The sequence below is a fragment of the Streptosporangium canum genome (assembly GCF_900113865.1).
Lineage (GTDB): Bacteria > Actinomycetota > Actinomycetes > Streptosporangiales > Streptosporangiaceae > Streptosporangium > Streptosporangium canum.
In genome coordinates this window covers 319,309-345,527 of the sequence record NZ_FOQY01000003.1, presented here as the reverse complement: position 1 = coordinate 345,527, position 26,219 = coordinate 319,309, and the positions used below count along the sequence as shown (strand labels likewise).

The following is a 26,219-nucleotide window of genomic DNA, read 5'->3' as shown; positions in this document are numbered from 1 at the left end:
CCGCGAGGGCCGCGGGTGGCCTGCGGGGTCTCCCGGCAGTGGCTCGCGCGGGGCCGGAAGGCCCGGGGGCGGGCCTCAGACGCGACGCCAGTCGTGGCCGTCCAGGAAGGCGCGCCCGCCGGTGGCGTACTCGGTGAAGGCGTCCTGGACCGTTTCGAGGTCGGGGACGTGCGTGCGGAACATCAGGTCCTGGACGCTGTCCTTGTACTCCAGCTCGTAGCCCGTGATCTCGGGGGACGTCTGGATGAAGTGCTCGCCGAAGACGACCAGCGCCGTGAACGGGTTCTGCGGCGCCATGGTGGCCAGCGCGTCGGTGACCAGCCGCAGGTCGGGATCGACCACGATCATCCCGTCGCCCGTGTGCATCTGCATGCCGGAGTAGACGCCCAGCGGCGCCAGGTTGTGCACCAGCCCGCGCTGCGGGTCGTAGCAGACCAGCCCGCACTCGCGGGCCAGGGCGAAGGCCTCGCCCGACACCTCGTCGGCCCTGTCCGGGTCCACGGTGACCACGGCGCAGGCCGGGGAGACCCGCTCGGCCTCGGCCAGCCGCGCGGCGAACGCCGCCACCCCGGGATGCGGCGCGGCGGCGTCGGGCTCTCCGCGGCGGAACGCCTGGAAGACGGTCTCCGCGTGCTCCTTGGTGATCGGCTCGGGCTCGTGCCAGACGGCCAGTTCTACGCTCACCGTCTCATCGTCCTACAGAAGGTTCCCCGGGCCGAACGGCCCCCTTCCGGCGTCGCCGTCCTCGGACGGCCGGGTGGCCGCCGGTGCCCGGGGGCCGGCGTGCTCCGGTCACCCGGGGCTGCCCGGGGGGCGTCGTGCTCCGGTCACCCGAGGCTGCCCGGAGGAGGCGCCGCGTCCGGGCCCGTCCGGCAGGGGCGGCGTTTACGCGGGGGGCCGGTCCGCGGCGCGGACCTGGGACAGCTCCACCGTGCAGAACGCGCAGCGGCTGGCGTCGACCGGGATGTCGCTGCGACATTCCGGGCACTGCTTCTCGGTGGCCTTCTTGTCCCTGTCGAAGAAGGCGATGACCCGGGTCATCGGCATCACGACCAGCCAGTAGATGACCGCGGCGATGATCAGGAAGCTCAGCAGGTGGTTGATGAAGTCGCCGTACATGAACTTGGCGCCGTTGACCGTGAACACGTACTGCGAGAAGTCCGGCCCGCCGCCCCCGGTGATCGCCGCGATCAACGGCGTGATCAGGTCCTTGACCAGTGCCTGCACCAGGCCGCTGAAGGTCGCTCCGACCACCACCGCCACGGCGAGCTCGACGAGGTTTCCCCTCATCAGGAACTTCTTGAATCCGCCCATTCCTCAGCGTCCTCCACTCGTGAGAACGCTCGGACTACCCCGGCAAACAGGGTCAAACGTCGAAATCCCCGTTTTTCACGGCCATGACGAAGGTGGTCCACTCCTCGTGGGTGAACGACAGAACGGGCCCGGTGCCACCGGCTTTGCCGTCCCGTACGCCGACCCAGCCGCCCTGTGATGCGATCTCGACGCAGGTGCCGTTGTTGCACCTGGACCGCCAGACCGCCCCATGGAACTGCGAGTCGCTGTCCATGCGTTTCCTCCCGAAAGATTGACAACTCTTCTGCGGAAGAGCGCCGCGCCGTGAGAATTATAGTCCATTTTCACGTCACCGGCCTGTGATCGTTTGCTGTGGTTGCCGGGAGGCGAGTGCCTGATGGGTCGTCGGAAATGAATCCGTGTCCGCCGGCGGTACGAGAAACGGTGCCGGCGGGATCCTCCGCCGGCACCGTCCCGTGACCTCGTGTTCCTTTATGGGAAGACGGCTCCTACAGGTCGAACCTGCCGTCCTTGACGCTGTGTATGAAAGACTGGAATTCTGCTACGGTGAATTCCAGGATCGGTCCGCTCTGATCCTTGCTGTCCCGCATGCCCACGTCTCCGTTGGGAAGCCTGGTGATTTCCACGCAGGAGCCGTTGTTGCACCGGCTCGATACCTGCCACTCCAGGGAAGGGAGTTCGGCGGGTTTGGAAGACGTCATCGTCTCTCCATGAAAATTCGTCGGGATTAGGGTGTTGTCTGATGACGGAATGTGCCGGTCAGGCAGCGAATCTGTCGTATGCCCTCGCGATGTGGGCCGCTGATTCTTGTGGGCTCAGGGCCACTGCGCGAAGATGGTTGAGCGTTTCTCTGAAACGCTCAAGTTCTTTGGCTTTCTCCAGGTAGAAGCTGCCCATGAGAGTGTCCAGGTAGACCGTGTCGCCGATGGTGGGGTCGGAGAACTCCAACAGGACGAAAGCGCTGTCGAACCCCATGTGCGCGCCAACGGTGAAAGGGATCACCTGGATGGTCACATGGGGGAGCTCGGAGGTCTCCTCGATATGCTCCAGCTGCTTTCTCATGACATCGACCCCGCCCACATGGCGATGCAGCACGGATTCGTCGAGCAGCACCCAGTATTTCGGTGGATTGGGCCCGTGCAGGCGTTCCTGGCGCCTCAGCCGGTAGGCCACCCGTTCTTCCAGAACGTCCGGGTCCATCCCCGGCAGATATCCCTTGATGATCGCGCGGGCGTATTCCTCGGTCTGGAGGAGTCCCGGGACGGTCGTCGTCTCGTATTCGGAGATCGACGTGGCGTCGATCTCCAGGCCGAGGAACGGGCGGAAGTCGACGTCTTCCGTCTCCTGCCACCACACCTGCTGTTTGGCCTCCCGCGCCAGGGACATCAGGACGTCGATCTGCGTCTGCTCGGTCATCCCGTAGAAGAGGCACAGGTCGCGCACGTCCCGGGGGAGGGCGCCCCGCTGGGCTGTCTCGATCCTGCTGATCTTCGCCGGCGAGCATTCGAGCTGTTCGGCGGCTTCCTTGATGCTCTTGCCGGCCTGCTCGCGGAGCTCCCGCAGACGGCTGGCAAGTTGCCGGCGGCGCAGCGTGGGGTTGGTACCGGCCATCGGCGCTCACCTCTTCCTCCCGGTGGTGCGGGCGGCTGCCGCCTCACTCTTGGAAGTCTTCCCAGGTCGTGGCGATGGTAACAGTCAAATGGCAGTATCGTCCGGCAATCTCCGAAGGTAACCGCCAAGGGTATATTCATGTGGCAATTGCCAATGGCAGTCGTCGATGGCACAGACCCGGGTAAAAAGTGAGTGAGGCCCCTGTCGGGGCGAATCTTCAAGGGGGCGATGGTCCTTGAAGTATGAAATCGACCTCCGCAACGATCACTGGATCGGCGCGGGCAGCCTACTGATCATTGGCCTGCGGGCACTGGACGCCGGGATCTTCGCCGAGCTGGACGCGTTCGCGTGGGTGCAGGGATGGGAGACCGACCGCGGCCGGCTGTTCCGGCACGCCTACCGCGATCCCCGGTTCGGCACCCTGCTGGAGTGCGGTCTGTGCCGCGGCGAGGACACGACCGGCGGGCGGAAGCCGTGCTCGCTCTGTGACGGCACCGGTCGGATCGACCGGCTCAGGCCGGAGGTGCGGGAGGAACGGTGAGCCGGCGCGGGCCGGAGGTGCGGGAGGAACGGTGAGCCGGCGCGGATCAGCGAGAGGTAGGAGAGATACCGGTACGGAGTGAAAGGTACGATCGGCCGAGTTCGTGAGCGAGGTGGCCGGATGGACTTTCGTGTGCTGGGACCGGTCGGTGTGATCGCCGACGACGGGACGAAGCTGGACATCGGGCCCTACCAGCAGCGGATGGTTCTGGCCCTGTGCATGCTCGCCGTCCCGCGCCCGGTCGGGCTGAGCCGGATGATCGACGCGCTCTGGGAGGAGGGGCCGCCGCCCGGCGCGGTCAACACCGTCCAGGCCTACGTCTCCAAGCTCCGCCGCGTCTTCGAGCCCGGCAGGCGGCGGGACGTGCCCCCCACGGTCCTGGTCAGCAGGCCCGGCGGCTACGCCCTCGACATCTCCGGCAGCGCGCTCGACCTGGCCAGGGCCCGGGAGCACGCGGCCGAGGGCGGGCGCATGAGCGCCGCGGGCGAGCACGCGGCCGCGGGCGGGCGGCTCCGGCAGGCTCTGGCGGAATGGCGCGGGGAGCCGCTCACGGACTTCGCGGGCGTCTCCTGGGCCGCGGAGGAGATCGCCCATCTGGGCGAGTTCCGGCTGACGCTGGAGGAGGACGCGGCCGAGGCGGACCTCGCCCTCGGCCGGGGGTCCACGCTGACCGGCGGGCTGGCCCAGCTCGTCGCCGCCCACCCGTTCAGGGAGCGGCTCCGCGTGCTCGGCGCCCACGCGCTCTACCAGGCCGGACGGCAGGCCGAAGCGCTGGCCGTGCTCGCCGAGGGGCGCAGGCTGCTGGTGGAGGGCCTGGGGCTGGACCCCGACCCCCGCTCCAGGGAGATGGAGCGGCGCATCCTCGCCCAGGATCCCGCCCTCACGCCCCGGGCCCGCGCGACGGTGCGGCAGAGCACGCGTCTGGTCGGCCGGGAGGCCGAGGCCCAGGTGCTGGACCTGGCGGTCGCGGGGGAGGGCCACCGGGTGGTGCTGCTGGCCGGGGAGCCGGGGATCGGCAAGACCAGCCTGGCCGAGCAGGCCGCCGAGGCAGCCCGCTCCGGGGGACGCCGGGTGGTGTGGGGCCGCTGCTGGGACGGCGCCGGCACGCCGCCCTTCTGGCCGTGGACGCAGGCCGTACAGGAACTGGTCGGCGGGGACGGCGGGCCGGGCCGGCCCGCCGCCACCGGGCAGTTCCAGCTCTACGAGGCGTTCGCCCGGCTGCTGAACGAGCACGGCCGGGTCCTGGTCGTCCTCGACGATCTCCAGTGGGCGGACGCGTCGTCGCTCCGGCTGCTGGAGTTCCTCGCCTCCACCCGGCTCTGCCCGGAGCTGGCCGTGGTGGCGACCTACCGCGACACCGACGTCCAGGCCGGGGGGACGCTGGAACGCGTCCTCGGCGCGCTGGTACGGCTGCCGCACGTGCGGCGGCTCCTGCTGCGGGGGCTCGGCGAGGAGGAGGTCCGCGAATACCTCGGCCGGGCCGGCGCCGACCCCGACCGGGCGGCGGAGATGGGCAGGCTGACCGCGGGAAACCCGTTCTTCCTGGGGGAGGTCCTGCAGCTGGGGGAGACCCCGCAGGCCCTGTCCGACGTCGTGCGCGGCCGGATGGCCGGCCTGCCGCCGGACACCGAGGAGGTGCTGACCGTCGCGGCCCTGCTCGGCCGGGACGCGGCGACCGACATCCTGCTCCGGGTGCTGGAGCTGCCCGAGGACCGGGTGCTCGACATCGTCGACGCCGCGGTCCGGGCCCGGCTGCTGGTCGAGGGCGACGGCCTGACCTGCCATTTCGTCCATGACATCGTCCGTGACGTGCTGCGCGGGGCGCTGCCGCCGCTGCGCCGCCGGCGGCTGCACGCACGGATCGCCGAGGTGCTGGAGGAACGGAGCGGGACCCGCCTCACCGAGATCGCCCATCACTACCGCGAGGGCCTGCTGACCCCCCGGATGACGGGCAAGGCCATCGGTTACACCCGGCGCGCGGCGGTCCAGGCGATGGCGCAGTTCGCCCACGAGGACGCGGTGGAGAACCTGGAGCAGGCGATCGAGATGATCGACCGGCTCCCCAGGACCGACGACGCGCTCCGCTGCGACCTCCTGCTCGACCTGGCCGAGGCCCAGGCGGCGGCGGGCATGAACATCGCGGCCCACGCCTCCCTGGAGGCCGCCGCGGAGATCGCCGAGGGGCTCGGCGACGTCAACCGGCTGGCCCGCGCGGCACTGGGTTTCTCCGACCCCATCTACCTGGCCATGTACGAGGAGATGACCGGCATCGACCGGCTCGCCGAGCGCATTGACCGGGTCCTCGCCTCCGAGCTGGCCGAGGACTCGCCGTGGCGGGCCCGGCTGCTCGCCGCCGCCGCGATGACCGGCTTCACGGTCCGGCCCGTCGAGCGCAGCGTGGCGATGGCGTACGAGGCGGTACGGCTGGCCCGCCGTACCGGCGACGACCGGACCCTGGCCGCCGCGCTGATCGCCCTGGAGATGCTGCTCAGGCACGACCACGACCGCGACGGCGCGCGGGCGGTCGTCGACGAGATCGTGGAGATCGGCCGCCGTACCGGCGACCTGGCCACCGAGTGGGTCGGCCGCGAGTGCGAGTACGTCGAGCTGGTCGCCCAGGGCCGGACCGGCCGGGCGGCCGAGCTGCTGGCCTGGCTCGGGGAGACGGCGGACCGGCTCCGGCTCCCCTCGATGGTCAGCCTGGCCGCCTGGCAGCGCGCGATCCTCGCCTACCTGGGCGGGCGTCTCGCCGACGCCCTCGCCGCGGCCGAGGAGTCCGGCGCGGCCCACCCGGAGGGGGCCCTGGGCCGGAGCGAGGCCCACCTGCGCAGCGGCGTGCTGCGCTTCTTCGCCCTGCGGGCCCGGGGCGCGGCCGGCGAGGCGCTCGCGCTGGCCGACGAGACGCTCGACCGGCTCCCCGGCCAGTGGTCCTGGCGGATCCTGCGCTGCCTGGCCCTGATCGACCTGGGCGGGACCGACGAGGCGCGCGCGGTCTTCGCCGGGCTCGCCCGCGACGTCTCCGCGCCCGTCGGCCCGGACCTGGCCTACCGGTTCGTGGCGGACGCCCTCAGCGAGATCTGCCTGGCGCTCGGCGACGTGGCCGCCGGGCGGGCCCTGTACGGCCGGCTCGCCCCGGGCGAGGGCCGGCTGCTGGGCTGGTCGGTGACCGACCTGTGCCTGGGACGGCTCGCGCTGCTGGACGGCGACCGGGAACGGGCCGAGGCCCACCTGCGGGCCGCGGAGGCGTTCGTCCGCCGCTCCGGGGCGGAGGTGTACGGACCCGCGCTCCGGGACCTGCGGGCCCGGCTCCCCGCCCCGGGGGCGGCTCCCCGGTGAGCTCGGGGCACGGCCCCCGCCAGGACGTGCCCCCGGTGAGCTCGGGACCCCGCTGCCCGGCCGGGGAAAGGCGGCTCCCCGGCCGGTCGGGAACCGGCCGGGCAGCTCTCGGGGATCAGCAGTAGCGGTAGACGTGATCGGCCTTGTTGGTCTGAGTGGAGGAGAGGTTCAGGGCCCCTCCGGAGTAGTTGCTGAACATGTACTGGTCGTTCTCGTGACCGCCGACCGTGTGGTTGTCGTAGTCGACGGTGGTGCTGGTGCGGTTGTGGACGGAGGAGGTGCGGTCGTGCCAGCCGTAGGCGCCCAGGTCCTGCCAGCCGCAGTCGCTGAGCTTGCCGCGCGGGTAGCCGTAGTTGGCGTAGTCGTAGAAGCAGAACCAGCCCGAGGGGCAGTCGGGGGAGGCGAGCAGCTGCCGTCCGGGCTGTGCGAAGGTGATGACGAACTTCCCGTCGTCGTAGGCGACCTCGTGGTCGTTGATCTGCTTGCCGCCGGGGTAGAGCCGCAGCTGCAGGTCGACCTGCTCCTGCAGCTGCTCGGGGGAGGTCGCCTGCCGCTGCAGGAGGGAGGCGTCGGGGTCGGGGGACAGGGCGGGTGCCTCCGCCTGGGCGGCCGATGAGCCGGTCACGAGCATCGCCGCTCCTACGAGCAGCGCGAGGATCGCCGCCTTGAATGCTTTCAGCATCAGGAAGTCTTCTCCTTCGATGAGCCATTCCGGGCCTGCCTGGCAGCCGGCCCGGCACGATGAGCCCCGTCTCTCCGCCGCTGTCCGGAACGGCCGGCGGGTCTTTGGTGCCGCCTCAGTACATACGCCAGACGGCCGGTGTGTCATCGTCTTATGGCTGTAACCGAAATACGCAGGCCAGCTCACGTGATGACCTTTCGAGACGGATTGATATATCCGTCGGGGGCGATCCGCCGAGACGGAGGCCGCCTGCGGCCGGTTAATCACTCAGTGGAATCAGTCGATTCTTTTCTGTAAAATGAGTTCGCCGTTGTGTGTCAGGCGGTGCATTACCAAATTGGTGTGCCGGACGCTGTCGATCAGCCCGGAGCGGCGCAGGATCGTGGTGTGCTCGCTGACGGTGGAGGCGGACACCCCGGTACGGGTGGCGAGCTGTCCCGTCGTGCAGCCCGGTGCGGCGGCGATCAGGCGCAGCAGGTGGGCACGTGTCCTGCCCAGCAGGCCGGTGAGCGGGTCGGCGGGGTCCGGGGCCCGCCGCGGTGGGCGGCGGGCGGGATAGACGAGCACCGGGGGAAGGTCCGGATCGGCCAGGGTGATGGGCGTCCCCCGGCAGAAGTGGGAGGGGATCAGCGTCAGCCCGCGGCCTCGGAGGTGAAGCTCCTGGTCACCGGCCGCGTAGGCGACCTCCAGGACCGGAGGCCGCCAGCGCATGCCGGACGGCAGAGCGGCGAACATGGCCTCCACGCCGCCCGCGGCCAGGTGGTGGGTCAGGACCGCGCGCTCGTTCTGTACGGTGCTCTCCACCGTGGGCCAGTCGTCGGCGAGCGCGGCGTGGTGGTAGCCGGCGACGACACGGCCGAGGTGCCGCAGCGAGCGGAGGTCGCCCCGGGCGAGGCCGTCCAGGCCGGCCGCAGACCCGGTGTGCCGGCGAAGGATCTCCAGTTCGGTGCGGACCCGGGACGGCGGGGTGTCAAGTATCGCCTCGATTCCGCTGTCAAGTCCGTCCCCGGAGGCCGTCGGAGTGAGGAAGTCGGGAAAGTAGCGGGCCCTGGGAAGCAGAGGGTTGAGGAGGGTCCGCACCGATGAGAGCAGGGCGACCTCGGAGAGATTGTCCCGGACCTTTCTGCGCCACTGGGCGAGGGCCGGACCTCCGTCCCGAGCCTGTATCCGATGGAGGCTCCCCACTATTTCCCACATCGGGTCGGCCTGTGGGGTAAGGCGGATCCGCACCAGATCGTCGGAACTGAAAGTTATTCTCAGAATTCCACCGGTCATGTGATCAGACTTTCAGAGATTCCTTTGCTCCGCACCGGTGGGGCGGGTGGATCGGCCGGCTTGACGGGAACGGGCCGAGGCCCGCCTGCGGGCCGCGGAGGCGTTCGTCCGCCGCTCCGGGGCGGAGGTGTACGGACCCGCGCTCCGGGACCTGCGGGCCCGGCAGGCGACTCTTAGCTCTCCTTTGGGATAAAGGGGATGAAGGTCGCCGTGTTGAGGGTGGGAAAGCACGCATGGCTAGGGCAGCATTGGGCATGTCTTCTCACCGCTGAAGGGCGGTGTAATGATCGAGATCTGGCCGGGTGACCCCTATCCCCTCGGGGCCACCTATGACGGTGCGGGGACCAACTTCGCGCTCTTTACCGAGGCCGCGGAGCGTGTCGAGCTGTGCCTGTTCGACGACGACAACCGGGAGACCCGAGTCCCGTTCACCGAGTGTGAGGGGTACGTCTGGCACGGTTACCTGCCGGGCGTCGGCCCCGGGCAGCGGTACGGCTATCGCGTGCACGGCCCGTACGATCCGGCGAGCGGGCTCCGGTGCAACCCCGCCAAGCTCCTGCTCGACCCCTACGCCAAGGCGGTGGAGGGGGATGTGAACTGGGACGAGGCGGCCTACGGCTACCGCTTCGGGCAGCCGGACAGCCGTAACGACACCGACTCGGCCCCGTTCGTCCCCCGCTCCATCGTGATCAATCCGTTCTTCGGATGGGGGCACGACCGTCCTCCCGCGACGCCGTACCACGACACGGTGATCTACGAGGCCCACGTCAAGGGCCTGACGATCAACCATCCGAAGATCCCCGATCGGATCCGCGGCACCTACGCGGCCATCGGCCACCCGGAGATCATCGATCACCTGACCGGGCTCGGCGTGACGGCGATCGAGCTCATGCCGGTGCACCAGTTCGTCACCGACCACGTCCTCAGTGAGCGGGGGCTGACGAACTACTGGGGCTACAACAGCATCGGGTTCTTCGCCCCGCACAACGCCTATTCGAGCACCGGTCAGCGCGGCGGGCAGGTGCTGGAGTTCAAGGCCATGGTCAAGGCGCTGCACGAGGCGAACATCGAGGTCATCCTCGACGTGGTCTACAACCACACCGCCGAGGGCAACCACCTGGGCCCCACGCTGAGCATGCGGGGGATCGACAACGCCAACTACTACCGGCTGGTCGAGAACGACAAGCGCTACTACATGGACACCACCGGGACCGGTAACAGCCTGTTCATGCGCTCCCCGCACGTGCTCCAGATGATCATGGACTCGCTCCGCTACTGGGTCATCGAGATGCACGTGGACGGCTTCCGGTTCGACCTGGCGGCGACGCTGGCGCGGGAGCTGCACGAGGTGGACCGGCTGAGCGCCTTCTTCGACCTGGTCCAGCAGGACCCGGTGCTGTCGCAGGTCAAGCTGATCGCCGAGCCGTGGGACGTCGGCCCCGGCGGCTACCAGGTGGGCAACTTCCCCGCCCGGTGGACCGAGTGGAACGGCATGTACCGCGACACGATCCGCGACCTGTGGCGGGGCGAGCCGGCCTCGCTCCCCGAGTTCGCCTCCCGGCTGACCGGCTCCAGCGACCTCTACCAGGACGACAGCCGCCGCCCGGCCGCCTCGATCAACTTCGTCACCTGCCACGACGGCTTCACCCTCCAGGACCTCGTCTCCTACAACGGCAAGCACAACGAGGCCAACGGCGAGCACAACCGGGACGGCACCGACGACAACCGCTCCTGGAACTGCGGGGCGGAGGGGCCCGCCTCGCTGGCGATCGAGTCGCTGCGCGAGCAGCAGAAACGCAACTTCCTGACCACCCTGTTCCTGTCCCAGGGCGTGCCGATGATCTCCCACGGCGACGAGCTGGGACGCACCCAGCAGGGCAACAACAACGTCTACTGCCAGGACAACGAGCTGAGCTGGGTGGACTGGTCCGACGTCCGGGAGAACTGGCTGCTGCTGGAGTTCACCCGGCGGCTGGCCAAGCTCCGTTCCGACCACCCGGTCTTCCGGCGGCGCCGGTTCTTCTACGGCCGGCCGGTGCGGGGCTCGGAGGACAACCTCAGCGACATCGCCTGGTTCACCCCGCAGGGGGAGAAGATGACCGACGCGGACTGGAACGTGGGTTACGCCAAGTCGCTGGCCGTCTTCCTGAACGGCGACGCCATCACCGAGCCGGACCGCCGGGGACGGCAGATCACCGACGACTCGTTCCTGCTGCTGTTCAACGCCCACCACGATGTCATCAAATTCACGATTCCCAAGGACTACGGCGAGATGTGGCTGACGGAGATCGACACGGCGATGCCGATCACAGTGGACACCCGGATCTGCCGGGCGGCTGAGGACGTGCCGGTGGTCGGCAGATCGGTAAGGGTGCTGCGGCGTGTCTGAGCGATTCATGGATCCGATCTCGACCTACCGGATCCAGCTGACCCCCGACTTCGGCTTCGCCGAGGTGGCCGCGCTCGCTCCCTACCTGAAGGACCTGGGGATCAGCCACGTCTACCTGTCGCCGATCCTGCAGGCGGCGCCGGAGTCGCGGCACGGCTACGACGTGACCGACCACTCCCGGATCCGCGCGGAGTTCGGCGGCGTCGAGGGCCTGCGGGCGCTGTCGGCGACGCTGGCCGAGCACGGGCTGGGGATCGTCGTGGACATCGTGCCCAACCACATGACGGTCCCGGTGCCCGAGTCCGGCAACGCGCCGCTGTGGTCGGTGCTCAAGGAGGGGCAGGCGTCGCCGTACGCGCCGTGGTTCGACATCGACTGGACCGGCGGCAAGGTGAGCATGCCGGTGATCGGCGACGACACCGAGCCGGTGGTGGACGGCGACGTGCTGCGCTACCACGACCACGAGTTCCCCTTCCCCGACACCTGCTACCGGCTGGTCGACTGGCGCGAGGGGCCCGGCTACCGGCGTTTCTTCGACGTGTCCTCCCTGATCGGGCTGCGGGTGGAGGACCCGGAGGTGTTCGACGCCACCCACGAGGTGATCCTGGGGCTGGTCGAGGAGGGCGTCATCCAGGGCCTGCGGGTGGACCACCCCGACGGGCTGGCCGAGCCGCGCGGCTACCTGTCCCGGCTCCGCGAGGCCTCGGGCGTGTGGACCGTGGCGGAGAAGATCCTGATCGGCTCCGAGCAACTGCCCGCCGACTGGGACTGCGACGGCACCACCGGCTATGAGGTGCTCAACCGGATCACCCGGCTGTTCGTGGACCCCGCCGGCCGCGAGCCGCTGCTGGAGCTGTTCGTCGCACAGACCGGCATGCCGTCCGACTACGCCACGGTGGTGCGCCGGTCCAAGCGTGAGGTCCTCGACCTGTTCTTCGCCGCCGAGATCGACCGGCTGCACGCCGTCGTCGGCTCCGACCGCGAGACGCTGGTGGAGCTGCTCGCCGCGATGCCGGTCTACCGGGCCTACGTGGTGCCGGGAGAGCCGGTGCCCGAGATCGCGGCCTCGACCGTCGAGGCGGCCGGACGGGTCGCCGCGGCCCGGCTGCCCGAGGGCGCCCCGGTCGCGGAGGTCGTCGACAGGGTGCTGCGCGGACCGGCCGAGGCCGTCACCCGGTTCCAGCAGACCTGCGGGCCGGTGATGGCCAAGGGGGTGGAGGACACCGCGCTCTACCGGTGGTATCCGCTGGCGTGCCTGAACGAGGTGGGCGGGGAGCCGGACCACTTCGCGGGGGCGCCGGGCGAGTTCCACACGTTCGCCCGGGAGATGTCGCCGACCGCGATGACGACGCTGTCCACCCACGACACCAAGCGCTCCGAGGACGTCCGCGCCCGGCTGGCCGTGCTGTCGGAGCTGCCCGGGGAGTGGGCGGCGGCGGTGGGGGAGTGGTCCTCGAAGGTCTCCTTCGACCCGGCGCTCGACTACCTCGCCTGGCAGAACCTGATGGCCGCCTGGCCCATCGGCCCGGACAGGTTCTTCGACTACCTGTTCAAGGCGGCGCGCGAGGCCAAGACCTCGATCTCCTGGGCCGCCCCCGACCCCGCCTACGAGGCCGGCATCCGCGACTTCGTCAGCCGGGCGATCGAGGAGTGCGGGACCTCGGTCGCGGAATTCGCCGCCGGGATCGAGCCGTACGCCCGGTCCAACTCGCTGGGGCAGAAGCTCGTCCAGCTCATGCTGCCGGGGGTGCCCGACCTCTACTGGGGCAACGAGATCACCGACTTCTCCCTGGTGGACCCGGACAACCGCCGCCCGGTCGACTTCCCGCTCCGCCGCCGGATGCTCGCCGGGGAGGGAGGCTCCCCGTGGGACGAGGCCAAGCTGCTGGTCACCGTCCAGGCGCTGAACCTGCGGCGGCGGCTCGATCCGGCCGCGCCGTACGTCCCGCTGGAGGCGGGCGAGCACGTGGTCGCCTTCGCCCGCGGGGAGCGGGCCGTGACGGTGGCCACCCGGCTGCCGGCCGGGTTGGCGCGGCGCGGCGGCTGGGGGAGCGAGGCGATCACGCTGCCGCACGGCGCCTGGCGCGACCTGCTGACCGGTGCCGAGCACACCGGGCGGATCCCACTGGCCCACCTGCTGTCGACCTACCCCGTCGCGCTTCTGGAAAGGGAGTAGCCCATGTTCGAGGTCTGGGCGCCGCAGGCGACGGCGGTCGATGTGGAGATCGGGGAGATCCGCTACCCGATGGCCGCCGGGGCGGGCGGCTGGTGGTCGGCGGAGGTGCCGGGGGCCGGTCACGGGACCGACTACCGGTTCCGGTTGGACGGCGGCGAGCCGCTGCCCGACCCCCGGACCCGGTGGCAGCCCGAGGGGATCTTCGGGCCGAGCCGGGTCTACGACCACGACCGGTACGTCTGGGGTGACGGGCTGTGGCGCGGGCGCGACCTGCCGGGGTCGGTGATCTACGAGCTGCACGTCGGCACCTTCACCCCCGCCGGGACCTTCGAGGCGGCGATCGGCAAGCTTGAGCACCTCACCGGGCTCGGCGTCGACTTCGTCGAGCTCATGCCGGTGCCGCCGGTACCGGGGGAGCGCAACTGGGGCTACGACGGGGTGGACCTGTGGGCCGTCACCGAGAACTACGGCGGCCCCGACGGTCTCAAGCGCTTCGTGGACGCCTGCCACCGGCAGGGCATCGGCGTCATCCTCGACGTCGTCTACAACCATCTCGGCCCGTCCGGGAACTTCCTGGCCCCGTTCGGCCCCTACTTCCACTCCAGCGCCTCCTCCTTCTGGGGGCAGGCGGTCAACCTGGACGGCCCCGGCTCCGACGAGGTGCGCCGCTACTTCGTCGGCAACGCGCTGCAGTGGCTGCGTGACTACCACATCGACGGCCTGCGGCTGGACGCCGTGCACGCGCTGCACGATCGGCGGGCCGTGCACCTGCTGGAGGAGATGGCCGCGGAGGCGGAGGCGCTGTCGGCGGCCGTGGGCAGGCCGCTGACGCTCATCGCCGAGTCCGACCTCAACGACCCCCGCCTGGTGACCCCGCGCGAGGCCGGCGGGTACGGCCTGGCCGCGGTCTGGAACGACGACGTCCACCACGCCCTGCACGTGGCGGTGACCGGGGAGCGGCACGGCTACTACGACGACTTCGCCGGAGCGCTGCCCAAGGTCCTCGCCTCGGCCTACTACCACGACGGGACCTACTCGGCCTTCCGGGGGCGCTCCCACGGCCGTCCGGCCCGCCACGTGCCCGGCTACCGGTTCGTCTGCGCCGCGCAGAACCACGACCAGATCGGCAACCGCGCCGAGGGCGACCGGATGGCGCCGGAGGCGCTGCGGCTGGCCGCCGGGCTGCTGCTCACCTCGCCGTTCACCCCCATGCTGTTCATGGGGGAGGAGTGGGGGGCGCGCACGCCGTTCCTGTTCTTCACCGACCACGTCGAGCCGCAGCTCCGCGAGGGCGAGGCGGACCGGCGGCGGCGGGAGTTCGTCGGCTTCGGCTACGACGACTGGGCGGAGAAGGCGCCCGATCCGGGGGAGGAGCTGACGTTCCTGCGCTCCAAGCTCGACTGGAGCGAGCTCGACGACGACGCCCACCGGGTCCATCTCGACTGGTACCGGGCTCTGATCGCGCTGCGCCGCGCGCATCCGGACCTGTCGGACCCGAGGCTCGACCGGGTCCGGATCGAGCACGACGGCTCCTGGCTGGTGGTCCACCGGGGGGCGTTCCGGGTGGCCGTCAACTTGGGCGCCACGCCGGTCTCCCTCGACCTCACGGCCCCGGCCCAGGTCGTGCTCGCCTCCGACCCCGGCGTCCACCTGGACTCCGGCCTCACCCTCCCGGCCCGTTCCCTGGCGGTGCTCCGCCTCGCCGGGACCTGACCAGTCCTGACCGGCCGGCCCGGAACCGTGCTCGGCGTCGATCGCGCCGGGCTCGGCCCGGATCGCGGCCTCCCGCCTGGCGTCCAGCTGAACGGGGGGAGGCAAGGAAGAGGGGCGGCGGGCGGGGCGTCGGCCGGGGGCCTAAACGGGGACGTGGTTGCGGAGGCGGAGTTCCTCCGGATACGGCGAGAAGTACGTCTGGTCCCGGAGGTAGTCCGCGCACTCGCCCCGCGCGTGGTGCCGGAGCAGGGTGGCCGGGACGCTGAGCGCCACCTGGCCGGCCTGGTAGGAGGCGATGACCTCGGCCAGATCGGCCCGCCGGGTCCGGTCCAGCGACTCGCTCACCATGCCCATGCAGTGCTGGAGCACGTTGACGTGGCGGCCGATGCCGGCCTTCCTGGCGAAGGCCCCGCCGAACACGCGGGCGTAGTCGGCGGCCAGTTCCTCCCGGGCGCGCAGGCCCGCCCGGGCCACCACCCGGCCGGCCTCGCGGTAGAGGGCGGGGTCGTGGGCCAGCATCTGCATCTTGTGCCGGGAGTGGAAGGCGACCAGGTCGCGTGCGCGCCAGTCGCTCTCCAACAGCGCGCGCAGCCGGGCGTGCGCGAAGATCCGCTCCACGAAGGTCTCGCGGAGCAGCGCGTCGTTCAGCCGTCCCTCGTCCTCCACCGGCAGCAGCGGGCGGGCGTCGAGGATCCGGGCCGCGAACACGCCCCTGCCCTTGCGGTCCACGGCCATGTCGCCCGCGTGGACCGGGATGCCGTGGATCCCGCAGCTGGGACTCCTGGACTTGAAGACGTAACCGTCCACGTCGAGGGTGCGGGCCCGCTCGACGGCCAGGGACGTCATCTCGCCGGTGAGGTCCACCCCGGTCTTCCTGGTGACCAGCCGCGGCCCTTCCGGAGAGCGTTCGAGGCGGAGGGTCTCGCGTGGGGTGCCGAGGCCGATCTCCATCTCCGGGCAGACGCGCACCCAGTCGACGTAGGGGTCCAGTTCCCCGCTGAGGAACCTGTCGCGGCTGTGGCCGCCGTTGAAGCGCACCAGCTCGCCCATCAGGCAGCTCGACACGGCGACCCTGGGGCGGACGTGGCCGCCGGTCTGGCCGCTCATGCCGCGACCGGGGGGAGGATGTCCGACAGGCGGCGCAGGCCGCGGGCCGTACGGGCCTTGACGGTGCCCAGCGGCACGCTCAGCTTCTCGGCGATCTCCCGCTGGGTCAGCTCGCCGTAGTAGGCCAGCTCGATGGCCTGGCGCTGCGGGGCGGGGAGCTCCGCCAGCGCTCGCTGGACCTGGTCGCGCTCGGCCAGGCCGTCGCCGTGGGTCCGGCCGTCCGCGCCGGCCGGGTCGGCCACCACGTCCAACGGCACCGTCTGCGGCGTGCGCGCCCTCAGGTGGTCCACCGCCCGGTTGTGCGCGATACCGATCAGCCACGCCGGGAGGCTGCGAGCCGGGTCGAAGCGGTGCCGGGAACGCCACACCTCGGCGAACACGACCTGCTGCAGGTCTTCGATCTCCTGCGGGGGGACGAATCGCCGCAGGTAGGAGCGGATCAGAGACCCATGGGTGTGGAAACACTCGGCCAGCGCCGCGTCGTCGCCTCCGGCGAGCCGGACGTTCAGGTTGTCTGTCATGAGGGCTCCCCTTGCCGAGAAAACCTATTCAAAACTTATTCATACTCGCTCAGCCTCTCTGATCGCAACTGCGGGTACGGGGCTGGGGTCGCCCGAGAGGGCAGGGGCGGGCGGCTCGGAGCCGGGGCGGGCGTGCCTGCGAGATCCGGCGGTGCGGCCGTGAGGGGAGGGGTCAGCGCAGCGCGGCGCTGATCCGGGTGAGGGCCTCGCGGAACGAGGTGACGTGCGGAACCAATGGCGGGAGCCCCTCCCGCCAGCCCCCGCCGCCGGCGATGACGTGGCTCGCAGGGCGCAGCAGGGGCAGCGAGGCCAGCGGCGCGGGGTCACCGGTCGCGGGGAGCTGGGACCAGACGAAGACCGCCGCCGGGCCGAGGCGGCGCATCGCGTCGGCCAGGGCCGGATAGGGGGTCCGCGCGCCGAGCACCCGCGTCTCCACGTGGTGGTCGACGGTCAGCGCGGCGGCGAGGGCGTAGATCGGCAGGCTGTGCTGCTCGTCCTCGGCGCAGGCCAGCAGCACCGGCCGCTCGTTGACCGGACGGGCCGGGCGCTCGACGAGCCGGGCCAGGGCGGCCAGCACCCGGTCGGAGAACAGGTGCTCGACCTCGACGCTCGCGCCGGTCTCGGCCTGGCGCCGGCAGATCGTCCCGAAAACCGGGCGCACCAGATTTTCCCAGGTCCACATGACCCCGTGCCTGTCCAGCGCCGCGCCGATCCAGTCGGCCACGGCCTGGCTGTCCAGCGCGACCGCCGCCCGCGCCAGCATCGCCGCGGTCGGGATCTCCGTACGCGCCTCGGGACGGGCGGGAGGGAATGCCTCCCGGTCCGGATCCCGCGGGACGGACGGGAACGTCTCCCGGCCGCGATCCTCTGGGACGGGCGGGAGCGTGTGCCGGTCCGTGCCGCCGGGCGGGACGGACGCCGGTCCGCCGCCGGCGCGTCCCTTCACGGGGACGGCCGCGGCCCGCAGAACCTCCCGCGCCGCGTCGGCGGCCGGCACCCCGGCCCTGATCAGCCGGTTCATCTCCTCAAGCCGCCGCAGGTCGCCCGCGTCGTAGCGGCGGTGCCCGCCCGGGCTGCGGTGGCTCGGCCCGATCCCGTAGCGCAGGTTCCAGGTGCGCAGGGTGGGAGCGGGCACGCCGAGCCGCCGGGCGACGGCCCCTATGCCGTAACCCGGCTCCTCCCCTGCGGTCACCTGACCCTGCTCGTCCATCCTCGACTCACCCCATGCCCACGATCGCCTTACCAGCCTGCCAGGCAGTACGGGTGGTTCATCCCCCTGAACCCTTCTTTCGGGCGGCGGGCGACGGCGGATGCAACCGCTCTTTCGAGTTCGCGGTACCGGCGGATGCAACCGCTCTTTCGAGTTCGCGGCGCCGGCGGATGCATCCGCCGGCGCCGCGATCTCGAACCACCCGGTGATGGATACCGTCATTGTGCTGTTCAATCGCGATCTCCGGGTGCACGACCACCCGGCGCTGGCAGCCGCGTGCGCGAACGCGTGGCGGGTGGTGCCCCTGTTCGTGATCGACCCCCGCGTGCCCGCGGGGCACCGGGCCGGCTTCCTGGCCGAGTCCCTCGCCGACCTGCGCGGCTCGCTCCGGGAGCGGGGCGGCGACCTGGTGGTCCGCCAGGGCGACCCGGTGGCCGAGACGCTCCGGCTCGCCCGCGAGCTCCCGGCCCAGGCCGTCTACGTCAGCGCCGACGTCAGCGCGCTCGCGCGGCGCAGGGAGCGGCGGCTCGCCGAGGAGTGCGCGCGGCACCGGATGGAGTTCCGAGCTTTCCCCGGCGTGACGATCGTGCCGCCGGACGCGCTCAGGCCCTCCGGCGGCGGCGACCACTACCGGGTCTTCACGCCCTACTGGCGGGTCTGGAGCGGGCAGCCGCGCCGGAAGGTGCTCAGGGCCCCCGGAAAAGTGCGTATTCCCGAGGGATTGGAGGCCGGCCCGCTGCCGGTGGCCGGGCACGAGCCCCACGGGCTGTTCAAAGGCGGCGAGACGGTGGCGCGCGAGCGCATGAGGCAGTGGCTGAAATACTGCGTCGAGGACTACGCCGACGGCCACGACGACCTCGCCGGGAACCGCACCTCCAAGCTCAGCCCCTACCTGCGCTTCGGCTGCCTGTCGCCGCTGGAGCTGGAGTCGATGTCGGAGAACGGCGACGACTTCGTCCGGCAGCTCTGCTGGCGTGACTTCTTCCACCAGGTGACGCGGGCCTTCCCGCGCATCAACCGCGACGACTACCGCTCGCGGGGGCAGGAGTGGCGTGACGACGAGGACGCGGCGCAGGCCTGGAAGGAGGGCAGGACCGGGGTGCCGATCGTGGACGCGGGCATGCGGCAGCTGCTCGCCGAGGGGTGGATGCACAACCGGGCCCGCATGGTGACGTCGTCGTTCCTGGTCAGGCGGTTGCGGGTGGACTGGCGGGTGGGAGCCGGGCACTTCTCCGACCTGCTGCTCGACGGCGACGTGTCCAACAACTACGGCAACTGGCAGTGGGTGGCCGGGACCGGCAACGACACCCGGCCCAACCGGATCGTCAATCCCGTACGGCAGGCGCGGCGGTTCGACCCGGAGGGCGAGTACATCCGGCGCTACCTGCCCGAGCTGGACGCCGTCCCGGTAAAGATGATCTACGAGCCGTGGCGCATGTCCACGGGGATCAGGGGTTATCCGGCCCCGCTGGTCTCGATGGACTGACGGGTCCTTCCTCGCAGCCGAGCGGTCGTGAGCTCGCGCGCACCTCCGGGGAGGACAAGAGCTCTTGCGGCACGAGCTACATCCGGGTCCGCGCGTACGCGTGCAGTGCGTCGCGGACGAACACCGCCCCCGCGGCGTCCTCGTACATGGCGGCGAAGCGGGGGTCGTCGACGAACATGTCCCCCACGCCCTTCACCATCGCGATCGAGCGTTCCCGGTCGCCGTCCGCCGTCGGCGTGCCGGGGATCTCGCTCAGCCACCGGACGTGCCGGGCGGCCAGCGTCTGGGCACGCGCCGAGGTCGGAGAGATCCCGGCCCTCGCCGCGGCGACCCAGGCGGCCACGAGGTCCTCGCTGGCCTGCTTCCAGGCCCGCTGCTGCTCAAGGGTCTTGCCGTGCCACCAGTCGTTGCTCACCTGGAACGCGCGCTCGCCCCAGCGTGAGATCACCTCGTCCTTGTAGCGGTCGTTGAACCCCGCCAACATGACGTCCATCCGCGGTTCCACCCCCGCCTGCAGGGCCTCGAGCGTGTGACGCACGGACCGGATCTGCTGTTCGATGCGGTCCCGTTCCTCCTCCAGCGCGGCGATGTGCGCCCGGAGTCCGTCATGCTCGTCCACCTCCTCGGCCAGGACCTCGGCGATGGCCGGCAAGCCCATGCCGAGCCGGCGCATGAGCAGGATCCGCTGCAGCCGGGCGACCGCGCCGAGGCCGTAGTAGCGGTAGCCGTTCGCGCCGACCCGGGACGGGGCCAAGAGCCCGAAGCGGTCGTAGTGCCGCAGGGTGCGGCTGGTGATGCCGGCCCTCGCCGCGAGCTCCTGGATCGTCCACTCCATCGGTCCAGTATTACCCGCGGCGGAGCGTGGCCGCGATGATCTCCGAGCTGTCGGCGTGCAGGGCCTGCGCCGCCGTCTGCCCGGTCGCCGCCAGGTAGGCGTCGACCAGCCGGTTGCCCGCGGCGTACCCGGCGCCCATCGGCAGTCCCACCGGGGTGACACCGAGGTGCTCGGCGCCGGGGTCGCCGTGCACCCAGGCGGTGAAGTTCTCCATGCCTGTCACGTCGAGCCCGGTGAGCACCTTGGCGAAGACCTCGTCGTCGTGCAGGTGCGGCACGCCGATGCGGGCGGGGCCGAGCTCGTCTCCGTAGAGCTGGCGGGCGAAGGCGTCGGCCAGGCCCTCGCCGACGATGTGCTCGCCGACGGTGACGGTCATCGGGTCCCACACGACTCCGCCCGGACTCCATCGCAGGTTGTGGTTGAGTTCGTGCACGACGGTGGCCTCCAGCCGCTCCATGTTCTCGGGGAAGGGCCAGAACGTGATGGCGATGTTGCCCGAGATGCCGCCGAACCCGGTCAATCCCAGGCAGGGACCCATGAAGTGCTTGTCAGCCGGATCACCGAGGACGAACAGCACGGTGATGTCCGGGGCTTCCAGCCCCGGCGTCGCCTCCAGCAGTACGGCGAGGGCGTCGTCGAGGGCGCGTTGCATCCGCTCCCAGGCCCCGGCCGCCGCCAGGGTTTCGAGCGCGTCGAGGCAGCGCTCCTCGTCGCGGTCGATGGGGAACCCGGACGATTGGAGGTGCACGGCGACCAGGTCGAGCTCGCCGGGGTGGTAGCGGTACATGCCCCTGTTGGCCTCCAGCATCGAACGCAGCAGGTCGACGCGGTCCGCGACCGGGGCCAGCAGGATCTGCCTCATGGCGGAGTAGGTGTCAAGAACAGTGATCGACATGCCCCCGATGCTAGAAGTTGACGCAGCGTCAAGGTCAAACCAGCGGCGCTCTCCGTCGAGGTACGGCCGGCATGCCGTCACCCGGCCCCGCCATGACCGGCGGTTCGCCGCTGCGATGCCCCCTCCCGCCCATGGTGCGGCATATATCGGACGGAACGATTTGCCCTCTTCGTGCGTCGCAAATGTGTGATCTCCTTCGACAGCGTGGATGACGACCTGCGTGCCGCCCGTGACCGGGTGCGACGGCTGGAACAACTGACCAGGCAGCGTCAGGCGGTGGCCGTGCAGCTCGACGAGGTCGGGCGGCTCATCGGTGACCTGGAGACCGGGCTCGCCAAGGAGGAGCGCGACGTCTCCAGGCTGGAGGGCGGCGGCTTCGCGGCGTTCCTGTCCGGCCTCGCCGGTTCCAAGGAGGAGAAGCTCGCCAGGGAGCGGGCCGAGGCGCAGGCCCTGCGGCAGCGCCTGGACGGGCAGCGGACCCGTCTCGGATGGCTCCAGGCCGACCGGGCGGCCGTGGAGCACGGCCTGGCCGAGGTCGCCACGGCCCGTGAGGAGTTCGCCGCGCTGCTCGAACGCAAGGAGCGGTCGCTGGTCGAGTCGGCCGACCCCCGGGGGCGCGAGCTCACCGAGATCGGCCAGCGGCTCGCCGACACCCACGCCGACCTCCGCGAGCACGAGGAGGCCCAGCTGGCAGGGGTCGCCGCGGGCCAGGCGATCGGCCAGGTCCTGCGCTGCCTCGGCAGCGCCCGTGGCGCGTCCACCTGGGACATGCTGGGCGGCGGCGGTTTCGCGGACATGGTGGAGCACGGCCACATGCGCGACGCGGACGAGGCGGCCTGGCACGCCCAGCGCGCTCTGGACGCCTTCTCCCGCGAGCTCGCCGACGTCGGGGTGCACGTCAACCCCCAGCTGCCCGAGGTGGACACCCGCTGGTTCGCCGACATGTTCTTCGACAACATCATCACCGACGCGATCAAGCACCAGCGGATCGCCCGCACCGGCGAGGCCGTCGCCGAGGTCGCCCGCTGGGTGAGCGGCACGGTCGACGACCTGGCCGCCCGGCGCGGTGAGCTGACGCGCCACCGTGACTCTCTCGTCACCCGCCGCGAGGACGTTCTCACCGGTTGACGAGAAGATCCGCCGGGTGGGCTGACGAGATCGGCCAACGGTGGGAAGCTCGGGGCTGCAGGCATCGCACCGTCTCGATGGAGGGCAGCATGTCCACGCCCCTTGTGGTTCCGTTCCTTCGATACCAGGATGCCCCGGCCGCCATCGAGTGGCTGGGCAAGGTCTTCGGCTTCCGGCCGGTGCTCACGCTCCCCGGCGGGAAAGGCGGCGTCGGATATGCCCGGCTCGCGCTGGGCGACGCCGTGGTCATGCTGGCCTCGGTCCGCGACAGCGAGCCGTACCTGCGCAGCGCCCTGGATCTACCGGCGGTCAGCCAGGGGGTGTTCGTCGTGGTGGAGGACCTGGAGGCCCACTACGAGCGGGCCGGCGCCATGGGCGCGGAGATCGTGCTGGACATCGAGGCCACCCCCGAGGGCACCAGGGTCTACCTGGCTTTCGACCTGGAAGGTCAACTCTGGGCCTTCGGGGACGGCTTCGTCGTCGACGGCTGACCTCAGTGCTTGTGGTCGTGACCGTGCTCGTGGTCGTGCTCGTCTTCCTCGTCCGAGGGGCCCTCGGAGGGTTCCACGCCCAGCACGGCCTCGCGGGGCTCGATCTGCTCGACGTGCTCGATCAGCCCCAGGACGTGGTCCGGCTCGATGAGCCACTGCAGCGCCGTGGCACCGCTGTCGTCGGCGGAGACCATCTCCGCCTGCTCCCTGCGCTCGTCGTCGTCCAGGTCGGCGTCCGGGTGGTTGATCTCCTTCAGTGCGGCGGCCTGGAGTGCGCCGATGTCCTGCACCTCCACAGTCAGCTCAACCGTCAGACGCAGATAGCGTTCAGTGCCCGATTCATCACTCATGGTGGAAATCCTAGTGCCCTTGGGAGGTGAGATCGGCCTAGGGGAGCTTCCACTCCACCGGCGTCGTGCCCTGCTGCTCAAGGAGCTCGTTGGCCCGGCTGAACGGCCGTGAGCCGAAGAACCCGCTCCGGGCCGACAGGGGACTCGGGTGGGCCGACTCGATGGCCGGGACGTCGCCGAGCATCGGACGCAGGTTGCGGGCGTCGCGGCCCCAGAGGATCGCGACCATCGGCTTGTCGCGCGCGGCGAGCGCCTTGATGGCCTGCTCGGTGACCTCTTCCCAGCCCTTGCCCCGGTGTGAGGCGGGCTTGCCCGGCATGACGGTGAGCACCCTGTTGAGCAGCAGCACACCGTGCTCGGCCCAGGGGGTCAGGTCGCCGTTGCTCGGCATGGGCAGCCCGAGGTCCTCGGTGAGCTCCTTGTAGATGTTGCGCAGGCTCCCCGGGATGGGTCGCACGTCGGCGGCCACCGAGAAGCTCAGGCCGATCGGGTGGCCCGGCGTGGGGTAGGGATCCTGGCCGACGATCAGCACCTTGACCTGGTCAAAGGGCTGTTGGAAGGCGCGGAGCACATTCGGCCCCGAAGGGAGGTACTGCCGGCCTGCGGCGACCTCCTCCCGGAGGAAGTCGCCCATGGCGGCGATCTGCTCGGCGACGGGTTCCAGGGCCGTGGCCCACCCGGCTTCCACGACTTCGTTCAAAGGACGTGCGGACATGCCGAAAACCCTATCGATGTTTGAGGTCCGGTACGGCTTGCACTCGAAATCCGGGCAAGCCGTACCGGACCTGCCCCTTTATTTCACCGAGCCGGCCATCATGCCCTGCACGAAGTACCGCTGGAAGGCGAAGAACAGCACCAGCGGGATGATCAGCGACAGGAAGGCGCCGGGGGCCAGGATGTCGACGTTGGTCCCGAACTGCCGCATCTGGGACTGCAGGGCCTTGGTCATCGGCTGGTTTCCGGAGTCGGCGAAGACCAGGGCGACGAGCAGGTCGTTCCAGACCCAGAGGAACTGGAAGATGCCGAGCGAGGCGACCGCGGGCTTGGCCAGCGGGAACACCACGGTCGAGAAGATCTTCCACTCACCCGCGCCGTCCATCCGCGCCGCCTCCAGCAGCGAGCGTGGGATGCCCGCGAAGAAGTTGCGCAGCAGGAAGATGGCGAAGGGGAGGCCGAAGGCGACGTGGAAGAGCACCACGCCGGCGATGGAGCCGAAGATCCCGAGGGTGCCGTAGAGCTTGGCGATCGGGATCAGCGCGATCTGGATCGGCACGACCAGCAGGCCGACCACCACCAGGAACAGCCCGTCCCTGCCGGGGAACTCCATCCAGGCGAACGCGTAGGCCGCCATGGCCGCGATGCCGATCACCAGGAGGGTCGTGGGCACCGTGATGAACACGGTGTTCCAGAACGACGAGGTGAACCCGGTGGCCAGCAGGTCGCCGTAGTTCTTGAGGGTCAGCTCGGCCGGTTTGGTGAACGCCGTCCACCAGCCGGTGGAGTTGTTGGCCGTCTCCTCGCGGACCGAGACCACGAACAGGCCGAGGGTGGGGACCAGCCAGAACACGCCGATCAGCACCAGCGCCGCCTGGACCAGGCCGCCGCCGACCCGGTCCACGATCCGGCCGAGGGCACTGCGGGGCGGGGCGCCGAGAGTGGAGGTTGTCACTGGTTGTCCCTCCTGAACCGGCGAATGTTGATGATCATGAAGGGCAGGACGAGGATCAGCAGGAAGATGGCCAGCGCGCTGCCCAGCCCCTGGTTGCCGCCGCCGCCGAAGGAGACCCGCCACATCTCCAGCGCGATCACGTTGGCCTGCGGCTGCACCGATCCCGGTGCGATGACGAAGACCAGGTCGAAGACCTTCAGGGTATTGATGATCATTGTGACGAACACGACGAGCAGCACCGGGGAGAGCAGCGGGATGGTGATCTTGCGGAACACCTGCCACTCCGTGGCGCCGTCGATGCGGGCCGCCTCCAGCGCGTCCCGCGGGATGGCCGCGAGCCCCGCCGCGATCAGGACCATGGAGAACCCGGCCCACACCCAGATGAACGCGCCGATGATCGCCGGGGTGATCAGCGTCGGGCCCAGCCAGGAGACGCCGGTGAAGCCCGCCTCGAAGTTCGACTGCGGCAGCCGTACGGTGTAGTCGCCCGGAGCGAGCCCGGCGAAGCGGAAGGTCCCGTCGGCCTCGGTGCTGGCGGTGGCCTTGACGGCGCCGTTCTGCACCGCCTCGACCGTCACTCCGGCCAGGGCCTTCTCGGTGCCGTCCACCTGGTTGAGCGCGCCGCCGCCGCCCTGGGTGAAGTCCACCCACACGGTTCCGGCGAGTTCCCCCGGACCCGGCTGGACGGCCTTCGCCGCCGCGGCCGAGGCCAGGGTGTCGGGCTTGACGCCCACCAGCGGGATGAGCACGGCCTGTCCGGGCTTGGCGGTCTGCTTGGTCACCACCGCGCCCTGCTGGGCGGCCACCGGCGCCTGGTCGTTCTCCCTGGGGCGGGCGTCCGGGTAGCCCTGGTGGGAGCCGAAGAGGCCGTCCACCGAGCTGATCACGGCGTTGGCCACGCCCCGGTCCGGTGCCTGCTCGTAGACCAGGCGGAAGATGACGCCGGAGGCCATCAGGGAGACGGCCATCGGCATGAACACGATCAGCTTGAACGCGGTGGCCCAGCGGATCCGCTCGGTCAGCACCGCGAAGATCAGACCGACCGCGGTGACCAGGGCGGGAGCCACCACGACCCAGATCAGGTTGTTCCTGATCGTGGTCAGGGTGGAGGAGTCACTGAAGATCGCCGCGTAGTTGTCCACACCGACGAAGGTGTCGCCGGTGCCGTCGTAGAGGCTGCGGAAGATCGAGTAGATGATCGGGTAGATCACCATCGCGCCGAGCAGCAGGGCTCCCGGCAGCAGGAACCAGATCGCCATCGTGGGCGGCGGCCCCAGCTTGGAGGGGCCGGCCGACGCCGCCGGCGCGGGGCCGGCGTCGCTCTTCGCGGGGGAGGTCGTCCCCGGCGCCGCTTCCGCGTCAGCCGGGGGTGGGGGGCCGTCGCTCAGGTCGAGGGAGGCCCCATGGGCTTGGTTCGGTCCGGAGGAGGAGCCGCGGGCGGCGTCGTCGCCGCCACGCGGATCCTGCGGGCCGTCTAACCGGTTGGTCAC

General features: G+C 70.7%; 24 protein-coding genes. 8 read left to right on the top strand and 16 right to left on the bottom strand.

All coding sequences use genetic code 11. The annotated features are described in order from the left end of the window. Positions 1 to 75: 75 nt before the first annotated feature. From BM085_RS06220 to BM085_RS06200, 5 genes are all read right to left on the bottom strand, one after another. Complete coding sequence (locus BM085_RS06220; RefSeq protein WP_093886042.1) at positions 76 to 684, bottom strand: hypothetical protein; 609 nt, start codon at positions 682 to 684, stop codon at positions 76 to 78. A gap of 201 nt (positions 685 to 885) precedes the next feature. Further along, positions 886 to 1,314 (bottom strand): large conductance mechanosensitive channel protein MscL, encoded by a 429-nt coding sequence (gene mscL / locus BM085_RS06215; RefSeq protein WP_093886041.1) that lies wholly within the window; start codon positions 1,312 to 1,314, stop codon positions 886 to 888. A 52-nt stretch (positions 1,315 to 1,366) separates the two neighbouring features. After that, positions 1,367 to 1,567 (bottom strand): DUF397 domain-containing protein, encoded by a 201-nt coding sequence (locus tag BM085_RS06210; RefSeq protein WP_086570584.1) that lies wholly within the window; start codon positions 1,565 to 1,567, stop codon positions 1,367 to 1,369. 235 nt (positions 1,568 to 1,802) lie between these two features. After that, positions 1,803 to 2,015 carry a DUF397 domain-containing protein gene (locus BM085_RS06205; RefSeq protein ID WP_093886040.1) on the bottom strand — a complete coding sequence of 71 codons (213 nt, stop codon included), beginning with the start codon at positions 2,013 to 2,015 and terminating at the stop codon, positions 1,803 to 1,805. A gap of 58 nt (positions 2,016 to 2,073) precedes the next feature. Further along, a complete protein-coding gene (locus BM085_RS06200; RefSeq protein ID WP_093886039.1) occupies positions 2,074 to 2,925 on the bottom strand; it encodes a helix-turn-helix domain-containing protein in 852 nt (283 codons plus the stop codon). Positions 2,926 to 3,160: 235 nt separating this feature from the next. On the opposite strand from BM085_RS06200, the gene BM085_RS06195 reads away from it, so the two are divergent. Continuing rightward, entirely contained in the window at positions 3,161 to 3,466 is a 306-nt protein-coding gene (locus BM085_RS06195) for a hypothetical protein (protein ID WP_093886038.1), read from the top strand. 120 nt (positions 3,467 to 3,586) lie between these two features. Beyond that, positions 3,587 to 6,802 carry an ATP-binding protein gene (locus BM085_RS46720; protein WP_093886037.1) on the top strand — a complete coding sequence of 1,072 codons (3,216 nt, stop codon included), beginning with the start codon at positions 3,587 to 3,589 and terminating at the stop codon, positions 6,800 to 6,802. Positions 6,803 to 6,917: 115 nt separating this feature from the next. On the opposite strand, the gene BM085_RS06185 is transcribed toward BM085_RS46720, so the two are convergent. Both BM085_RS06185 and BM085_RS06180 read right to left on the bottom strand, forming a co-directional pair. After that, on the bottom strand, positions 6,918 to 7,484 hold the full coding sequence (locus BM085_RS06185; RefSeq protein WP_177244977.1) for a peptidase inhibitor family I36 protein: 567 nt from the start codon (positions 7,482 to 7,484) through the stop codon (positions 6,918 to 6,920). A gap of 276 nt (positions 7,485 to 7,760) precedes the next feature. Further along, positions 7,761 to 8,564, bottom strand: coding sequence for a winged helix-turn-helix domain-containing protein (locus BM085_RS06180; protein ID WP_245789147.1), 804 nt, complete (start codon positions 8,562 to 8,564; stop codon positions 7,761 to 7,763). A gap of 478 nt (positions 8,565 to 9,042) precedes the next feature. Between BM085_RS06180 and glgX the strand changes: the two genes are divergently transcribed. Genes glgX through treZ form a run of 3 tightly spaced genes read left to right on the top strand, consistent with a single transcriptional unit; the run spans position 9,043 to position 15,037 of the window. Beyond that, complete coding sequence (glgX, locus tag BM085_RS06175) at positions 9,043 to 11,148, top strand: glycogen debranching protein GlgX (protein ID WP_177244976.1); 2,106 nt, start codon at positions 9,043 to 9,045, stop codon at positions 11,146 to 11,148. Then, positions 11,141 to 13,324, top strand: coding sequence for a malto-oligosyltrehalose synthase (gene treY, locus BM085_RS06170; protein WP_093886034.1), 2,184 nt, complete (start codon positions 11,141 to 11,143; stop codon positions 13,322 to 13,324). Before glgX ends, treY begins: the two co-directional genes overlap by 8 nt. Positions 13,325 to 13,327: 3 nt before the next feature. Then, entirely contained in the window at positions 13,328 to 15,037 is a 1,710-nt protein-coding gene (gene treZ / locus BM085_RS06165; protein WP_093886033.1) for a malto-oligosyltrehalose trehalohydrolase, read from the top strand. A gap of 141 nt (positions 15,038 to 15,178) precedes the next feature. Here treZ and BM085_RS06160 read toward each other — a convergent pair whose 3' ends face one another. The 3 genes from BM085_RS06160 to BM085_RS06150 all read right to left on the bottom strand — a co-directional run bounded on the left by BM085_RS06160 (position 15,179) and on the right by BM085_RS06150 (position 17,875). Then, entirely contained in the window at positions 15,179 to 16,144 is a 966-nt protein-coding gene (locus BM085_RS06160) for a YbgA family protein (protein WP_093886032.1), read from the bottom strand. Next, a complete protein-coding gene (locus BM085_RS06155; protein WP_093886031.1) occupies positions 16,141 to 16,665 on the bottom strand; it encodes an RNA polymerase sigma factor in 525 nt (174 codons plus the stop codon). Before BM085_RS06155 ends, BM085_RS06160 begins: the two co-directional genes overlap by 4 nt. Before the next feature lie 172 nt (positions 16,666 to 16,837). Beyond that, entirely contained in the window at positions 16,838 to 17,875 is a 1,038-nt protein-coding gene (locus tag BM085_RS06150; RefSeq protein ID WP_093886030.1) for a MerR family transcriptional regulator, read from the bottom strand. Between the two features lie 208 nt (positions 17,876 to 18,083). Between BM085_RS06150 and BM085_RS06145 the strand changes: the two genes are divergently transcribed. Then, positions 18,084 to 19,361 (top strand): cryptochrome/photolyase family protein, encoded by a 1,278-nt coding sequence (locus tag BM085_RS06145; RefSeq protein WP_093886029.1) that lies wholly within the window; start codon positions 18,084 to 18,086, stop codon positions 19,359 to 19,361. A 76-nt stretch (positions 19,362 to 19,437) separates the two neighbouring features. Here BM085_RS06145 and BM085_RS06140 read toward each other — a convergent pair whose 3' ends face one another. Beyond that, positions 19,438 to 20,196 carry a MerR family transcriptional regulator gene (locus BM085_RS06140; RefSeq protein WP_093886028.1) on the bottom strand — a complete coding sequence of 253 codons (759 nt, stop codon included), beginning with the start codon at positions 20,194 to 20,196 and terminating at the stop codon, positions 19,438 to 19,440. A gap of 10 nt (positions 20,197 to 20,206) precedes the next feature. After that, positions 20,207 to 21,091 carry a DUF2268 domain-containing putative Zn-dependent protease gene (locus BM085_RS06135; RefSeq protein WP_093886027.1) on the bottom strand — a complete coding sequence of 295 codons (885 nt, stop codon included), beginning with the start codon at positions 21,089 to 21,091 and terminating at the stop codon, positions 20,207 to 20,209. Positions 21,092 to 21,262: 171 nt separating this feature from the next. On the opposite strand from BM085_RS06135, the gene BM085_RS06130 reads away from it, so the two are divergent. Continuing rightward, positions 21,263 to 22,219: a hypothetical protein gene (locus BM085_RS06130; protein WP_143120822.1), complete on the top strand. Its 957-nt coding sequence runs from the start codon at positions 21,263 to 21,265 to the stop codon at positions 22,217 to 22,219. 89 nt (positions 22,220 to 22,308) lie between these two features. After that, positions 22,309 to 22,710 carry a VOC family protein gene (locus BM085_RS06125; protein WP_177244975.1) on the top strand — a complete coding sequence of 134 codons (402 nt, stop codon included), beginning with the start codon at positions 22,309 to 22,311 and terminating at the stop codon, positions 22,708 to 22,710. A gap of 2 nt (positions 22,711 to 22,712) precedes the next feature. Here the strand turns inward: BM085_RS06125 and BM085_RS06120 are convergent, their stop codons facing one another. The 4 genes from BM085_RS06120 to BM085_RS06105 form a co-directional block, all read right to left on the bottom strand. Continuing rightward, positions 22,713 to 23,060 (bottom strand): hypothetical protein, encoded by a 348-nt coding sequence (locus BM085_RS06120; protein ID WP_093886024.1) that lies wholly within the window; start codon positions 23,058 to 23,060, stop codon positions 22,713 to 22,715. 37 nt (positions 23,061 to 23,097) lie between these two features. Then, positions 23,098 to 23,775, bottom strand: a complete 678-nt coding sequence (locus BM085_RS06115; RefSeq protein ID WP_093886023.1) for a uracil-DNA glycosylase — start codon at positions 23,773 to 23,775, stop codon at positions 23,098 to 23,100. Between the two features lie 78 nt (positions 23,776 to 23,853). Beyond that, positions 23,854 to 24,729: a carbohydrate ABC transporter permease gene (locus BM085_RS06110; protein ID WP_093886022.1), complete on the bottom strand. Its 876-nt coding sequence runs from the start codon at positions 24,727 to 24,729 to the stop codon at positions 23,854 to 23,856. After that, on the bottom strand, positions 24,726 to 26,219 hold the full coding sequence (locus BM085_RS06105) for an ABC transporter permease subunit (protein WP_093886021.1): 1,494 nt from the start codon (positions 26,217 to 26,219) through the stop codon (positions 24,726 to 24,728). Before BM085_RS06105 ends, BM085_RS06110 begins: the two co-directional genes overlap by 4 nt.